The sequence below is a fragment of the Ruegeria sp. AL1 genome (assembly GCF_056540905.1).
In genome coordinates, this window is sequence record NZ_JBQFXP010000003.1 from 279871 (window position 1) to 294880 (window position 15010).

At 60.8% G+C, this 15010-nt stretch carries 15 protein-coding genes and 1 tRNA gene; 7 read left to right on the plus strand and 9 right to left on the minus strand.

The features are described 5' to 3' along the window. The first annotated feature begins 116 nt into the window (after positions 1-116). Positions 117-200: transfer RNA gene (locus ACRZ9X_RS06825), tRNA-Tyr, on the plus strand. Between the two features lie 112 nt (positions 201-312). Here ACRZ9X_RS06825 and ACRZ9X_RS06830 read toward each other — a convergent pair. The 5 genes from ACRZ9X_RS06830 to ACRZ9X_RS06850 all read right to left on the minus strand — a co-directional run bounded on the left by ACRZ9X_RS06830 (position 313) and on the right by ACRZ9X_RS06850 (position 5745). Continuing rightward, positions 313-834: a DUF2478 domain-containing protein gene (locus ACRZ9X_RS06830; protein WP_480517117.1), complete on the minus strand. Its 522-nt coding sequence runs from the start codon at positions 832-834 to the stop codon at positions 313-315. Positions 835-906: 72 nt separating this feature from the next. Beyond that, on the minus strand, positions 907-1572 hold the full coding sequence (locus ACRZ9X_RS06835; protein ID WP_480517119.1) for an NnrU family protein: 666 nt from the start codon (positions 1570-1572) through the stop codon (positions 907-909). A gap of 105 nt (positions 1573-1677) precedes the next feature. Next, positions 1678-3738, minus strand: coding sequence for an ABC transporter permease (locus tag ACRZ9X_RS06840; protein ID WP_480517121.1), 2061 nt, complete (start codon positions 3736-3738; stop codon positions 1678-1680). Continuing rightward, positions 3735-4784 carry a quaternary amine ABC transporter ATP-binding protein gene (locus ACRZ9X_RS06845; RefSeq protein WP_480517123.1) on the minus strand — a complete coding sequence of 350 codons (1050 nt, stop codon included), beginning with the start codon at positions 4782-4784 and terminating at the stop codon, positions 3735-3737. Before ACRZ9X_RS06845 ends, ACRZ9X_RS06840 begins: the two co-directional genes overlap by 4 nt. A gap of 10 nt (positions 4785-4794) precedes the next feature. Beyond that, positions 4795-5745, minus strand: coding sequence for an ABC transporter substrate-binding protein (locus tag ACRZ9X_RS06850; protein ID WP_480517125.1), 951 nt, complete (start codon positions 5743-5745; stop codon positions 4795-4797). Between the two features lie 337 nt (positions 5746-6082). On the opposite strand from ACRZ9X_RS06850, the gene ACRZ9X_RS06855 reads away from it, so the two are divergent. Next, positions 6083-6745 carry a DNA-3-methyladenine glycosylase I gene (locus tag ACRZ9X_RS06855; protein ID WP_480517127.1) on the plus strand — a complete coding sequence of 221 codons (663 nt, stop codon included), beginning with the start codon at positions 6083-6085 and terminating at the stop codon, positions 6743-6745. 42 nt (positions 6746-6787) lie between these two features. Beyond that, positions 6788-7474, plus strand: a complete 687-nt coding sequence (locus ACRZ9X_RS06860) for a hypothetical protein (protein WP_480517129.1) — start codon at positions 6788-6790, stop codon at positions 7472-7474. Positions 7475-7480: 6 nt separating this feature from the next. On the opposite strand, the gene ACRZ9X_RS06865 is transcribed toward ACRZ9X_RS06860, so the two are convergent. Beyond that, positions 7481-7888: a c-type cytochrome gene (locus tag ACRZ9X_RS06865; protein WP_480517131.1), complete on the minus strand. Its 408-nt coding sequence runs from the start codon at positions 7886-7888 to the stop codon at positions 7481-7483. A 96-nt stretch (positions 7889-7984) separates the two neighbouring features. Here ACRZ9X_RS06865 and ACRZ9X_RS06870 point away from each other — a divergent pair, with 96 nt between their 5' ends. Next, on the plus strand, positions 7985-8422 hold the full coding sequence (locus ACRZ9X_RS06870) for a DMT family transporter (protein ID WP_480517133.1): 438 nt from the start codon (positions 7985-7987) through the stop codon (positions 8420-8422). On the opposite strand, the gene ACRZ9X_RS06875 is transcribed toward ACRZ9X_RS06870, so the two are convergent. Together ACRZ9X_RS06875 and ACRZ9X_RS06880 are read right to left on the minus strand one after the other, a co-directional pair. Continuing rightward, positions 8406-9092 (minus strand): ABC transporter ATP-binding protein, encoded by a 687-nt coding sequence (locus ACRZ9X_RS06875; protein WP_480517135.1) that lies wholly within the window; start codon positions 9090-9092, stop codon positions 8406-8408. The genes ACRZ9X_RS06870 and ACRZ9X_RS06875 overlap by 17 nt on opposite strands. Then, positions 9085-10371 carry a lipoprotein-releasing ABC transporter permease subunit gene (locus ACRZ9X_RS06880; RefSeq protein WP_480517137.1) on the minus strand — a complete coding sequence of 429 codons (1287 nt, stop codon included), beginning with the start codon at positions 10369-10371 and terminating at the stop codon, positions 9085-9087. Before ACRZ9X_RS06880 ends, ACRZ9X_RS06875 begins: the two co-directional genes overlap by 8 nt. A 365-nt stretch (positions 10372-10736) precedes the next feature. On the opposite strand from ACRZ9X_RS06880, the gene ACRZ9X_RS06885 reads away from it, so the two are divergent. Then, on the plus strand, positions 10737-11096 hold the full coding sequence (locus ACRZ9X_RS06885) for a hypothetical protein (protein ID WP_480517139.1): 360 nt from the start codon (positions 10737-10739) through the stop codon (positions 11094-11096). A 22-nt stretch (positions 11097-11118) separates the two neighbouring features. Here ACRZ9X_RS06885 and proS read toward each other — a convergent pair whose 3' ends face one another. Beyond that, positions 11119-12459 (minus strand): proline--tRNA ligase, encoded by a 1341-nt coding sequence (gene proS, locus ACRZ9X_RS06890; RefSeq protein WP_480517141.1) that lies wholly within the window; start codon positions 12457-12459, stop codon positions 11119-11121. A 108-nt stretch (positions 12460-12567) separates the two neighbouring features. Between proS and ACRZ9X_RS06895 the strand changes: the two genes are divergently transcribed. Both ACRZ9X_RS06895 and ACRZ9X_RS06900 read left to right on the plus strand, forming a co-directional pair. Continuing rightward, positions 12568-13989 (plus strand): FAD-dependent oxidoreductase, encoded by a 1422-nt coding sequence (locus ACRZ9X_RS06895; RefSeq protein WP_480517306.1) that lies wholly within the window; start codon positions 12568-12570, stop codon positions 13987-13989. Then, positions 13989-14963: an isopenicillin N synthase family dioxygenase gene (locus ACRZ9X_RS06900; protein ID WP_480517143.1), complete on the plus strand. Its 975-nt coding sequence runs from the start codon at positions 13989-13991 to the stop codon at positions 14961-14963. Before ACRZ9X_RS06895 ends, ACRZ9X_RS06900 begins: the two co-directional genes overlap by 1 nt. The last annotated feature ends 47 nt before the right edge of the window (positions 14964-15010 follow it).

Here is a 15010-nt window from a genome sequence, read left to right on the forward strand (position 1 = left end):
GTCGCGGGCCTCCGGACCGGGAAATCGGTTTCCTGCGTCAAAGCGGTATTTTCCTGTTGACGCTTCTCTAAGGCGCTAGTAATCACGCCTCCACGTCAGGTGCAACGCCTGACAGTGGGCGACAGGCCGCAAGGTGTGGCAGGGGACTGTAACTCCCTCGCGGAGACGCACGCCTGGTTCGATTCCAGGGTCGCCCACCATCTCTTACACTCAAAAATCCACACTTGAGAACCGTGCGTTGTACGGAGATCAGCGTTCCTGCGCCTGTCGGGGTCGTTCCCGACAGACGTGAAGCAGTGGTATTGATTTGGTTCACGCTGCGGCGGCTCGCAAGGCGGAGACGCGGTCAAACCATGCGACGATTGCGTCCTGATCAGCGTTGACCTGCTCGGCTGCGCCTCCGGTGAATTCTTCGAACTTGTCTTTGTTCAGGCCGTTTACACCCACCAGAACCGGGATGTCCTGCGCCAGAGCCTCGGCAATAACGGGGCGGAATCCCCGCCCGTCTGCCTCGTGCTTGCCAAACTTGTTGATGATCAGCAATTGCGGTGCATCTTCCAGCGACGCCGTCACGTAACCCACCGCCTGCTCCAGTGCAGCCGGGTCCAGACGACATCCTCGCGATTGCGTGCCCAGAGATTGCGAGATGCGAATGGTTTCACCTTCAGGCAGGACGCGAACATCCATGTCGCATTTGGTGTGGTCAGCGCATTCCGTGTTTGTTTGTACGACACCGGACAGGCGTGCGCCCTTTTCCAACAGGCGCTCGGCCACCGCGCTCAGCAGGCGATCAGTTGCGCCGCGATCGGTGGTTGTGACATAGGCCAGATGCATTTTGGGACCTCTAGACTTCGTATACTGGTGTTTCAGATAGCACGGGTTGTGCGGGTCGGCCACTCTGACGGGTCAAGGCAGCGGCGAAAGCCCGATCACGGATGCGTGCAGGTGGAGGATGGCCGCATAAGCGGCGATGGCAGTAAGCCACACCCAGAGGCGCGGCCAGGGACGGGGCGCGCGCAGGGACAGGCGCGCGGTGTTGCGGGACAGGCGATGCCAGTCTGACCCCATCTGCCGCGCGGTGCGGCGGTCGATCAGGGCCATGCCCATCGCGGCGAACCCTGCGAAGAGGCCAAACAGGATGACATGCGACAGGCTGCCATTGGCCAGAAGATGTGCGACGGCCCACAGCATCAGTGCCGCAAGGATCGGATGACGGGTGGTACGCAGGATGCCGGGTTTGTCAGGATCGAAAGGGCGGTTCCCCAACCCGCCGAAGGAAAACGGGTTCTGGATCGACAGGCCCGCAATCGCCAGCCAGCAGACAATCGGCATGATCAGGAGCGGTAGCCAGCGGAAGATTGTGAGCGGTGGAATGACCTCGACATAAGGCGCGTTGGCGGCGGCGATGATCAGCCAGCCTAGCACGGCCAGTGAAACCAGCGAATAAGTGGCGAAATAGCCGGTGCGGCCCAGCGTACCGATCAGCCAGCCGCGCACCGCTGGGCGGGCGGGGATCATGTGGCTCAGCAGGAACGTGGCGAGTGCAGCGAGGAAGAGGCCCCAACCGGTCATGAGTGTCTCCGAACGTGTTGCGCCCGGTTTAGGCCTTCGGGCCGTAGCGGTCTTTGTCCGAAATCAAGTGAGGGCACTGGGGCGGCTGCCCGCCCCTGCTCTGTTTTACAGGCCCAGCGCTTTGCGGCGTTCCTCGGCAAAGCCCTGCACCATGCGGTCGGCGATCAGCGCGAGGATGGCCATGGCCGCCCCGGCCGAGATACCAAGCCCCACATCCGCCTGCCCCAGCGCCAGATAGATCGACTGGCCCAGACCGGTGGTCCCGATCAGCGCCGCGATCACCAGCATCGCAAAGGCATAGAGGATGGTCTGGTTCAGCCCCAGCAGGATGGTCGGCGCGGCATAGGGCGCGCGGATGTCGCGCATGATCTGCCACTCGGTCGCGCCGCTGGAGATTGCAGCCTCCATCATTTCATCCGGCGTGTTGACCAGCCCGTGCCGCGTGTAGCGGATCATCGGGACGATGGCATAGGCGCAGATGGCGAGGAAGGCCGAGAACTCTCCGATTTGAAAGACCATCAGCACCGGGATCAGGAACACGAACAGCGGTATGGTCTGCAGCATGTCGCAGATCGGGCGTACGATGGTCCAAACCGGCTTCCAGACCGCGCTGGCCAGACCAATCAACCCACCGACCACAGCGCAGGAAAACACCGCCGCGCCGCTGAGATACAGCGACAGCAACGCGCGCTCCCACAGACCCGAGACGAGGATGGTGCAGAGCAGACCCACCGAAAGCGCAGCCAGACGCCAGCCGCCCGCGACCCAGCCCAGCGCGGCAGCGCCGGTCAGGACGAAGGGCCATGGCAGGTTGGCAATGCCGGTCTCCAGTATGCCGATCAGGATCAGGACGATCAGACCTCCGGTCAAATGCCCGCGCCATGCCATGAGCAGAGCGATGGCAGCGCCGACGGCAAAGAGCCCGTAGCTCATGGCGGGCGTCCATGCGAAGCCCCATGTGAAGGGCAGCACGGCCTGATCCAGCCCGATCCGCAGCGGCAGCAACACGTAGAACAGCGAGTTGTTCTTAAGCGCGTCCAGCCACGGCCCGTTAGCTTGCGTGAAAGCCGTCAGGCCGCTGTCGATGGCCGCGGCCATAGGGTCCAGAACGGTTAGTTCGGACGGGTTTGGCAGCCACGCCCAGAACGCGGCGGTGAACAGCACCGCAAAGCCCAGCATCGCCCAGACCACGCGGCTGTCATAGCGTTTGCGTTCTGTCGCCAGCGTGCCGCTCATCCGGTCGATCACCACCGCAAAGACCACGATGACGAGACCTGCCATCAGGGATTCGCCAAACTGCGCCTTACGCATAGTCAGCAGGACCTCCCAGCCGATGTCGTTGAACCCCCCGATGACGGCTGCGATGATCACCATCGACAGGGCGGCCATCAGGCATTGGTTCACGCCGACCATGATCTGCGTCGTGGCGGCGGGGATTTCGACCTGAAACAGCTGTTGGAACCGGGTGCCGCCGGACATGATGGCGGCCTCTTTGATCTCGGGCTCGACCCGTTCCAGCCCCAGCATCACGTTGCGCGCCATGGGCGGGGCGGCATAGATGGCCGAGGCGATCAGGCCAACCACCGGACCAAAGCCAAAGAGCAGCAACAGCGGTGTCAGATAGGCAAAGGTCGGCACCGTTTGCATGATGTCCAGCACGGCCTGCACGAACGCTTTCACCCTTGGCACTTCGTTGGCGAGAATGCCAATCGCACCGCCCATGATCAGCGCCACGGGCACAGACACGGCGACAAGGGCCAGCGTGTTCATGCTTTCGGCCCAATAGCCCGAGGCCAGCACAAAGCTGAGCCCGATAAAGCCCAGCGCCGCCATCGGCAGCCCGCCCAGATACCAGCCCAGCGCGGTGACGATGCCGATCAGGATCGGCCAGGGCGTGTTGCCCAGCACATAGTTGGCGGCGTTCATCGGATAGGTCATCATATCCGAGAACAGCCGCATCGCCGGTTTGATGCCGTCCAGAAACCAGTCGAGAAACGCTCCGACCCATTGAGTTGCGGGCAGTTCCCATGCGGCGGGCCATATGACCAGCCACGGGGCGACACCCTCCAGCGCGAGGCAGATCGCGCCGACGATCACGGTGATCAGCGCCGCTTGTGCCCCGGCCGTCAGACGCGCCTGCTGCGTGGGGATGTCCAGCGCCGTCATGCGTCATCCACCTGCAACGCAGCCGCCAGATCAGAGGGGTGCACGGTGCCGACAACTTTGCCCTCGGCATCGCGCACCGGCACGGGTTCGTATAATTCCATGCAATGCGCCAATGCCGCGTCCAACGTCATCGAGGTCGTCAGACCGGGATCATCCGGGCCGCACTCGGCCTCATCCCGCATGACCGAGGCGACCTTGGCGTGCTGGCCCTTGGCCACATCTTTCGAGAATTCACGCACATAGTCGTCCAACGGGCGCAGCACGATATCCGTGGGCGTGCCGATCTGAACGATCTTGCCGTCGCGCATGATGGCGATACGGTCGGCCAGTTTCAGGGCCTCTTGAATGTCATGGGTGATGAACACGATGGACTTCTTCAGCGTCGCCTGAATGCGCAGGAATTCATCCTGTAACTGACGGCGGATCAGGGGGTCGAGCGCGCTGAACGGCTCGTCCAGAAACCAGATGTCCGGGTTCACGGCAAGGCTGCGGGCGATCCCGACGCGTTGCCGCTGGCCGCCCGAAAGCTGCCGGGGGAAGCTGTCTTCGCGCCCCTCAAGTCCGACCAGAGAAATGACTTCCTGCGCCCGCGCCAGACGCTCCTTTTTGCCGATACCCTGCACGCGCAGCGGATAGGCCACGTTCTCAGCCACGGTCATATGCGGGAAAAGGCCAAAATGCTGGAACACCATGCCCAGCTTTTTGCGCCGCAGATCGGTCAGCACCTTCTTGGACGCGCCCATGACATTCTCGCCATCCACACGAATCTCGCCACCCGTGCCGGGCAGCAGTTGCGAGATGCAGCGGATCAGCGTCGATTTGCCCGAGCCGGACAGGCCCATGATGACGAACAACTCGCCTTCCTGCACCTCGAAATTGGCGTCCTGAACGGCGGGGATGAATCCACCTTCACGCAGATTGGCGGCGGCTTGGTCGGCGTCATTCCCTGACCGAGACAGCGCGTCGGTCAGGGCCTTTTCTGCGCCGGGGCCAAACACCTGCCAGAGATTCCGGCAGGCGATGGCTGGCGTGTTTGCGTCAGTCACTGATGTCAGCTCACTGGGTTGCTGCGTCAACGACGGGGCGCCATTTGCCCTCATTCTCGGCCATCCATGCGGCCACGACTTCCTCGACCGAGCCGCCGTCGACGTCGATCGCGCCCATCATCGGCTGCTGGTCTTCGACCGCCAGTTGGTAGTTCGACAGGATTTCATAAGCGGCAGGCCATTTGTCGGCCATACCGCTCCAACCGGCCTTGAAGATGCGCGAGGGCGAGAAGTCGCAATCGTTTACGGCGTTGGGGTTCGGGCCCCAGGCCGGATCATTGAAACACGCCTCTTCGCCAACGGGCAGATCCACGAACTGCACATCATAAGCCGACATCGCCCAATGCGGCTGCCAGAAGGTGATCAGCAGCGGCGATTTCCGCTCGGTCGAGGCGCGGAGTTCGGCGATCAGAGCGCCCTCGGACCCTGCGGGAACTGCTTTGAACGGCAGTTCCAGACCGGTCATGCGGTCCGCGCCGGGTGTTCCCCAATCGGCCGGGTAATCGACCAGACGACCTCCGGGCAGAGTTTCCGCCGTGGCGAAGACCTGCGCACAGTCCTTCAGCGCTTCCCATGCGGGCAAGCCCGGGCACAGGTCGGCCACGTGCGCCGGGTAAGCAATGCCCTCTTTGGCATCGAGCCCCAGATCACCGATTTCGACCACGGTGCCCTCGGCCACTTTTTTCGCGTATTCATCAGACACGTTGGACGACCAGATTTCCAGCGTCGCATCGATGTCTCCATCGGCCAGCGCCTGAAACTGGTTCATCATGCCCGCAGTGATGTATTCGACGTTGTAGCCTGCGGCTTTCAGCATCTCGCCCGCCACATGCGTGGTGACGTGCTGACCGGTCCATTCGTTGATCGCCAGCTTGATCGGCTCGTCCACCGCACCCATGTCGGCGGCGTGGGCCGATCCGGCAACGGCGATGGCCAATAGGCTTACGCTTAACTTCTTCATGGTATTACTCCCTGTTTTGTTCTGTTTGCCCGACAGCCGCATCAGCGACCATCGGGGGAAATCCGTGGTGACAGCACCTGTCGCAACATGCACAATTTTGGTCGGAAAAGGAAAGGGAACTGTTGCCCCACTTACCACTTTCCGCGACCGAGCGGAAACACGGAAGTTACGCCCCGAACCTCAACCGAAATTTGCACCCTGCAGTCATCATTGGCGCACGTTAAGGATATTGACTGACCAGTCAATAAATTATCTTCTGTCCCCGATCTCTCCAACCAGTATTTCCGCTTGCCTGAAAGGAACAAAAGGGCAACACTTATGGGTGGAGGATCCGGACATGCGCCACTTTGAGGAAATCTACAAAATCTCGGCCAGCCGTCACGGCGGGCCCGAAGCGTTGGAGGCGACGCTCAGCAAGCCCAAAACACCCTCAGAGCTTGCGGCGATGCCGGACGACCGCTGGCTGTCGGTCATCACCAAATGCATCTTTCAGGCCGGCTTCAACTGGAAAGTGATCGAAGCAAAATGGGACGGCTTTGAAACCGCCTTTGATGGTTTTGACGTGGGCAGATGCGCATTCATGGATGATGAAAAGTTTGATGCCCTGATTCAAGACACCCGGATCGTGCGCAATGGAACCAAGATCGCTGCTGTACGCGATAACGCCGCCTTTTTACTGGAGTTGCGCAACGAAGGCGGCGTGGGTCAGATGTTGGGCGGATGGCCGTCCAATGATTATGTCGGGTTACTGGCAATGCTGGGCAAACGCGGGTCACGACTGGGCGGTGCCACGGCGCAATACGCCATGCGGTTTGCCGGGCGGGACAGTTTCATCCTGTCGCGGGACGTAACTGCGCGGTTGATCGCAGAAGGTGTGATTGACAAAGCGGCAACATCAAAGAAGGCCCTTACAGCAGTGCAGGACGCCTTTAACACCTGGATGGATCAATCCGGCCGGTCGCTGACAGAAATCAGCCGGGTTTTGGCGATGAGCCTTTGAAAACGTCTTGCCGCAGGGATCAGGTACACTAGGCTACCGGGTATGATCCGCCCCCTACTGATTTCGATCCTGTGCCTTCTGTTATCTTGCGGTCGTCCCCTGACCGAACAAGAACGCGCATTTGCAGGTCAGATTCACGGCGAGACCTTGAATCTGGATCGTGTCCGACTGGTCGAGGGGGCGCCGGTTGCTGCCATTACATATACCCGAAAAGCACGTCCCCGACTGGCCTGCCGCGAACGTATCCTGCCCCCCGTCAAGGAAGAGACCGTCACTGGAAAACCGGCGGCAGTTGCGCTGTTCAACCGTGTTTACTTTACCCGGGACTGGTATCTGGACGATTACATGTCGCAATACCCCGAACGCGTGAACCTGATCGCCGCCATGTTGCTGGCCCACGAATTGACTCATGTCTGGCAATGGCAGAACCGCAAGACCACCGGATATCACCCTCTGCGGGCAGCCGCCGAGCATGGCCGGGCCGACGATCCCTATCTGTTCGATCTGGACACCTCGCCGGACTTTCTGGCCTATGGGTTCGAACAACAGGGCGCGATTGTCGAGGAATATGTCTGCTGTCGCGCGCTGGACCCCGATGCCCCGCGCACCCAGCGCCTGCATCAGATGCTGGCCGCGCATTTCGACCCCGCACAATTACCTGGCAGCCGTCGCGAAAACGATGTTGGGCTGCCCTGGGCCGGGGCCGAGATTGATAGGATTTGCGGCTGACGCAGATCAGTTGCCCTGGATTGTCTCCAGATACGCGACAAGGTCCACGATCGGTTTGCTGGTCAGGATCGGTTGTCCTGCCGGAGTTTTGAGCGCGGTGTCCTGACCCTCGAAATACGGGCCGTAGACCGGCATCGGGCTGCCGTGACTAACCAAGGGATCGCGCCCGTCTATCCGCGCGACCACCCGGGCGGTTGGAAAAACCCCATCAGAATCGGCAAGCTTTGTCAGGTCCGCCGGTTGGATCACAAGCACACCCGCCATCGGGCCATGACCGGTCGCGTCCAGGCCGTGGCATGAGGCGCAGTAATGCCTGAAAAGCTCGGCCCCAGTCTCGACGTCCTGCGCCCAGGCGCTGTGTGAGGTGGTGGTGAATGCGAGCATCATGACTGCTGCAAGTGTCGACTTGTTCATCGCTTTCCTCCTTTGTGCCCCGCAAACACAGACTTGCCCGACGGGCCTTATGACGCAATGATCCAGATCAACGAAGCGGTTCAAGGGGTTCGGGCAATGACACAATATGCTGCTATCATGCTGGCAGCCGGGATCGGTGTTCCGATCCTCGCGGCACTGAACGCCGCTTTGGGCAAGTTGATCGGTTCGCCAACCACAGCCGCCGTGATCCTGTTCGCGATAGCTTTTGGTGCCTCAGCGGTTGTGATGCTGGCGTTTCCGGGCACAGGAGCCCTGTCGAAAGTCGCGCAAGCGCCCAAACACCTGCTGCTTGCCGGAGTATTGATCGCGTTTTATGTGCTTTCAATCACCCACGTAGCCCCGCATTTCGGGGTCGGAAATGCAGTGTTCTTCGTTCTGATCGGACAATTGATCAGCGCGGCCGCTATCGATCATTTTGGCTTGTTCGGCGCGCAAGTTGAACCGCTGACCCTGATGCGGGCAGGAGGAATTGCCGTAATGGCGGCGGGCGTCGCGATCACGCAGCTGGCCTGAGCGCCCCGCCTTCCAGCTTGAGGATCCGATCCATGCGCGCGGCCAGGTCCAGATTGTGGGTTGCAATCAGAGCAGAGAGCCCGGCCTCGCGGACCAGGTCCATCAAGGCTGTAAAGACCTGATCGGACGTGCCCGGATCCAGATTGCCTGTTGGTTCATCTGCCAGCAGAACACTCGGCTCATTGGCCAGCGCCCTGCAAAATGCCACACGCTGTTGTTCGCCGCCGGACAGCGCCGCTGGCCTGTGATTGGCCCGGGGTGCAACGCCGACACGTTCCAGCAACATCATCGCCCTTTGGCGCGCAGATTTCTCAGAGTTTCCATTGGCCAGTTGCGGCAGAACGATATTCTCAAGCGCGGTGAATTCGGGCAGCAGGTGATGGAACTGATAGACGAACCCGACGTCGCGCCTGCGGATAGCGGTGCGTGTGCGGTCGCCTTTGCCGGTCGCCACCTGCCCTGCGAGCTCAACCGTGCCCCGATCAGGCATGTCCAACAGCCCTGCGATATGTAACAGGGTCGACTTTCCCGCGCCGGATGGGGCCACAAGAGCCACCGCCTCGCCCGCGCGCAGTTCCAGATCAACACCGCGCAATACCTGCACCTCACCGGGCGTGCCCTGCAGATAGGTCTTGGCCAGACCGTTCAAACGCAATGTCACATCATTCATAGCGCAACGCCTCGACCGGGTTCAGCCGCGCCGCGCGCCGGGCCGGGAAATATGTCACCAGAAAGGACAGCCCCAAAGACAGCGCAATCGCCTTGAGCACATCCGACAGATGCAACTCGGCCGGTAATGCATAGATGCCGCGAATCGAGGGGTCCCACACGCCGCCGCCCATCGCGTAATTCACGAAGGAAAAGATCGGGTCGATATACAGCGCAAACAGACACCCCAGGATCACACCCATCGTGGTGCCGATGATCCCGGTGAACGCACCGCAGATGAAGAATACACGCAGGATCGACCCTTCGCTCAGACCGATGGTGCGCAGGATTCCGATATCGCGCCCCTTGTTCTTCACCAGCATGATCAGACCCGAAACGATGTTCATCGCCGCGATCAGCACAAGGATCGACAGGATGATGAACATCACGTTGTCTTCAACCTCCAGCGCGCGCAGGAAACCACCCGAGGCATCCTGCCACGTCCAGACCTGACTGCGCTCACCCGCAGCTTCGAGGATCGGGATCAGGATCGGCCCCAGCTCTTCCGGGCGGTCGACCATTACCTCGATCTCATCAGCCACGCCGTCGCGGTTGAAAAAGCTCTGCGCTTCGGCAAAAGGCATGTAGACGCGCGTGCGGTCAATGTCATAGCGCCCGGCCGAAAACACATAAACCACCTCATAGGCTTTCACGCGCGGCGACGTGCCAAAGGGCGTTTTGACCCCGTTGGGCGAGGTCACCTTGACCCGATCCCCCACCGTGGCCCCAATCGCCCGGGCGACGCCGGATCCGATGGCGATCCCCTGCGGGAAGTTCGCCAGATCGCCTGCGGACTGTTCGGCTTCGGCGATCCCCGGCAAGCTTTGCAAATCCTCGGGGCGGATACCGAACACCTGCACCCCTGAACTGCGGTCCGCATTGGTAATCAGCACCTGCCCTTTCACCAGTGGGGCCGCCCGCTCCACGCCGGGCACTTCGGCGATCCGTTCCGCCATGGCGTCAAAGTCGGCGATGGTGCGATCCACCCGACCGCGTTCATCAAACTCGCCCGCCGAATAAACCGTAACATGGGCATTGGCCCCCAGAATGGTTCCGACGAATTCAGACCGGAACCCGGATCGAACGGACAAGGTGGCAATCAGTGCGAACACAGCCAGCGTGATCCCGATCAGCGAAATCCACGTCATGACGCTGACACCACCTTCGGCTCGCCGTGCGCGCAAGTAGCGCCAGGCGATTTTCCATTCAAACATTGCAAAGGGCGGGGGAGATTTGGCCATTCCTGCCTCGGCTACCGGTTTTGCGAGACCCTTTCGGCATTTGGTCCGAGGGTCAAGCAGGTTATGCGCTCTGGCCGCTCATAGGCCAGAGTTTGAACATCTGACTCAAAGCGAACCGAATCGAAGGCTTGCACATCTGCGCAAGAAAAAAGCGATTGCGGCGAAAACCAGCTATACCAAGGGTTGTGACGCTCTTCACAGACAGCGGTGTATTGTTTCAGCTATGACATCAATACGAGCGTGGAGTTATAAACTGAATTCCAAATGCAACAAATTTCGCGTAATTTTATTTCGCCTTTTGCTTCTTTTGAGGAATTTTGTCACTCTGTTCTTGGGGGAACGTATTAGTGGAGCGGGGGTCGCTCATGGGTATTGAAGGAAACATTGAAAACGCGGGTCCAGTTGTCGCCCGCAACGCAGCGTCGGAACTGGATTGTGAGACAGCTGCATTGCTACGAGCCGCGATCCGGCCGATCTTTGCAAGCGCTGCAAGCTGGGCCAGTCTGGCGGATATTCTCAAAGACAAAGGCTATCGACTGGAATTCCGGCAAGGCCGCCTGTGTGTCACGGATCGCATGACCCGAGATCGCGTGTGCGGCCTGCGCTTTCTGGGCATCGAGTTCATTGATCTTGTGCGCCGAATGGGACGCCCGATTGTCGTGGCGCGTGGCCATGACGCGGATGGCGATCTGCTGAGGGCGCGCCCGACCTCGGGCGCAACCTGATTTTCACCTGACACAATAGCTCTCAGGCGATGCCTTCGTAGATTTCAGCGACTTTGGTCACCGCTGCCTCGGGGCTGAGTTCTTCGCTTTCACCGGTACGGCGACAGGTCAATTCGACCACACCGTTTTTCAGACCTCGCGGACCGACCGTTATACGCCAAGGCAGGCCGATCAGGTCCATGGTGGCAAACTTGCCCCCTGCCCGTTCGTTGCGATCATCGTACAGCGGTTCAAGACCCAACGCCGTCAAAGCGTTGTAGAGTTTGTCACAGGCCGCATCGGCCTCATCATCCCCTTGCTTCAGGTTGACGATTCCACAGTGGAACGGCGTCACGCCCTCGGGCCAGATGATGCCCTTGTCGTCATGGCTGGCCTCGATGATCGCACCGATCAGGCGGCTGACGCCGATGCCGTGGCTGCCCATATGCACCGGAACCGGTTTGCCATCGGGGCCTTGCACCGTTGCGCCCAGAGGTTCGGAGTATTTGGTGCCGAAGTAGAAAATCTGCCCCACCTCGATCCCGCGCGCAACGCGGCGGCGGTCCTCGGGGATCTGGTTGAACAGCACCTCATCATGGGTCTCATCCGTGCGCGCATATTTCGAGGTGAACTCTTCGAGGATCGCCTGACATTGCGCGCGGTCATCATAATCGATCTGGCGGTCGCCAAAGGTCAGGTCGGTGACGGCGCTGTCATAGAAGACCTCGGATTCACCGGTGTCGGCCAGCACAAGGAATTCATGCGTGTCATCGCCACCGATGGGTCCGGAATCGGCCCGCATCGGGATGGCCTGCAAGCCCATACGCTCATAAGTGCGCAGGTAGCTGACCAGATGGCGGTTGTAAGCGTGCAGCGCGTCTTCTTTGGTCAGGTCGAAATTATAGCCGTCCTTCATGTAGAATTCGCGCCCCCGCATCACGCCGAAACGCGGGCGAATTTCATCGCGGAATTTCCACTGGATTTGATAGAGAGTCAGCGGCAGGTCTTTGTAGCTGCTGACATGACCCCTGAAGATATCGGTCACCAGTTCCTCGGCGGTCGGCGTGTACAGCATGTCGCGGTCATGCCGGTCTTTCATCCGCAGCATTTCCTGACCGTAATCGTCATACCGCCCGGATTCGCGCCACAGATCCGCCGATTGCAGGATCGGCATCTGAATCGCGATATGACCGGCTCGCGCCTGCTCCTCATGCACAATGTTTTCGAGCTTGCGCAGCACTTTGAAGCCCAGCGGCAGCCAGGAATAAATACCGGCTGCGGCCTGCTTGATCATACCCGCGCGCAGCATCAGCCGGTGGCTGACGATCTGAGCCTCGGAGGGGTTTTCCTTGAGAACGGGCAGAAAGTAACGGCTGAGGCGCATTTCGTAACCTTTTGGGTGATATTTCAACACAAAGGTGATTATGCCAAAGCCCCGCCCGGGGCAATCATGCTTTGACCTTTTTGCGACCTCGGCGCGGTCGGTTTTCTGATTGACCCGTCTGCGCCGGTTCTCAAAGGTGGCGGGAACGCGCAAAACGAGGCCCCAATGCGAACCATAACCGAACCCGCCCGGCAGATTCCGGTTGTTCACCAGACCGACATTCTGGTCGTGGGATCCGGCCCTGCCGGGCTGGCTGCTGCTCTGGCCGCCGCGCGCGCCGGGGCAGAGGTGACGATCATGGACCGGTTCGGCTGCATGGGCGGCAACATCACCGCCGTCGGCGTCGAAGGTTTCGCGTGGTACCGCCACGAACAGACGGTCGAGGCAGGCGGCATCGGCATGGAGTTCGAGACCCGCGCTAAAGACATGGGCGCGGCGGTGCCGGAAAGCCAATCGCTCAGCTATGAGCTGGACAGCGAAGGGTTCAAGCTGGTCGCCGACCGTTTGGTCGAAGAGGCTGGCGTGCATCCCATGCTGCACCGGCAATTCGTCGCTCCGATCATGGAAGGGGATCGGATCACCGGCGTCATCACCGAATCCAAGGCCGGACGCGAGGCCATTCTGGCGCGTGTCGTGATCGACGCCACTGGCGACGCCGATGTGGCCCATCGCGCGGGCGCGCCGACGCATAAATCCGCGCCGGAGCAGATGATGGCGGCCTCGGTCATGTTCCATCTGGCCGGTGTCGACAAGCGCGCGTTTATGGAAGGGGTCAAGGCCGATCCGCAAACCTACAAGGACTGGGGCGGCGGCGGTGAGTGGAATATCGAGACCTCGGGGAAAGAGGACGACATGTTCTCGCCCTTCGTACACAAACCCTTTCAGCAGGCGATTGATGCGGGGCTGATCCCGCCGCATCTGAACACCATCGCGGGCACCTGGGGCGCGATGCATGATACCGGAGAGCTGACCTATATGAATCTGATCCATCTGGATCAGATCGACGGCACCGACCCCGACAGTATGACGCGCGGCGAGATCGAAGGGCGGCGGCAATCCATGCTGGCCATTGAGGCCCTGCGGCGCTTTATGCCGGGCTGTGAAAATGCCCGGCTGCGAAATTTCGGAATGACCATTGACATTCGCGACACCCGCAAGATCGACGCCGTTTACAATATGACCGAGGATGACGCCCGCCATCAGGGCCGGTTCGAGGATACTATCGGCATCTACCCCGAATTCATCGACGGCTATGGCATCCTGATCCTGCCGACGACGGGGCGGTACATGCAGATACCGTACCGCTCGATGCTGCCCAAGGGGATCAAGGGGTTGCTGGTCGCGGGCCGTTCGCATGGGGCGGATCGGGTGGCTCACGCGGCGACCCGCAACATGGCCTGTTGCGCGGTCATGGGTCAGGGCGCGGGCATCGCTGCTGCCGTGTCGCTGCAAAGCAATCAAGAGCTGGACCGCATGAACCTTGCCCCGGTGCATCGGGAATTGGAACGCCAAGGGGTCCGGATCACCTGATGCAGCACATACCGACCATCGACATCACACCGCTGGCCAATCCCGACGGGGACACCTATGACCGGACCGTCCGGCAGATCATGGAGGCCTGTTCTGATATCGGGTTTCTGTCGATCATCGGAACCGGAATATCTCAGCAGACGGTAGAACAGGTCCGGCAGGTCGTCCGCGCGATCTTTGGCATCGACGAGGCGCGCAAATGGGATCAGGCGATCACCCGCGAGAATTATCGCGGCTATATCCCGATGGGGTTTTTCTCGCCCAATGATGGCTCGGGCACGGCAGACAAATACGAAGGCTACAAGCTGCACCATGAGGTGCCCGAGGATGCGGCGATCCGGCAGGACTGTACGCTCTATGGCCCGAACCTTTGGCCCATTGAGGTACCACAGGCCCGCGAGACCATCCTTGATTATTGGCAACAACTGGACGGGGTGGCCGATCTGTTGCTGGGCGCGCTTGAGGCCGGATTGGGCCTGACGCCGTGCACGCTACGCGATGCGTTCCGAGACCCGATGACAAACATGACGCTGCTGCACTACCCTCCGCAGGCCCCGGATGAGGGCGGCTATGGCATCCACCCGCACAAGGATACCGACGCCCTCACCATTATCGCCCCCGACCCTGTGGGCGGGCTTGAAGTGCAAACGCGCGAGGGCGGCTGGATCACGCCCGACTGCCCGCCCGGAGGCTTCGTTGTCAATATCGGCGACATGCTGGAGCTGTGGTCCGGTGGGCGGCTGAAATCGACACCGCATCGCGTGGTCAATCGCTCGGGACGCGAGCGCTATTCCTTCCCCTATTTTGCGGTGCCCCGCCATGACGTGGTGGTCACACCTTTGCTGCCTGCCCTTCCCGGCTTTAACCGACCTTCGGTACATTGCGGCCATTGGTCGGCCGAGATCTGGCGCACCAACTGGCCCGATGAGGCGGCTACCAAGGACACGCCCGAACTGGGCACCCTGACCGATTGAGGCGCAAAAACCGCGCGCCATGAACCGCTTGCATCGCGGGACATCAT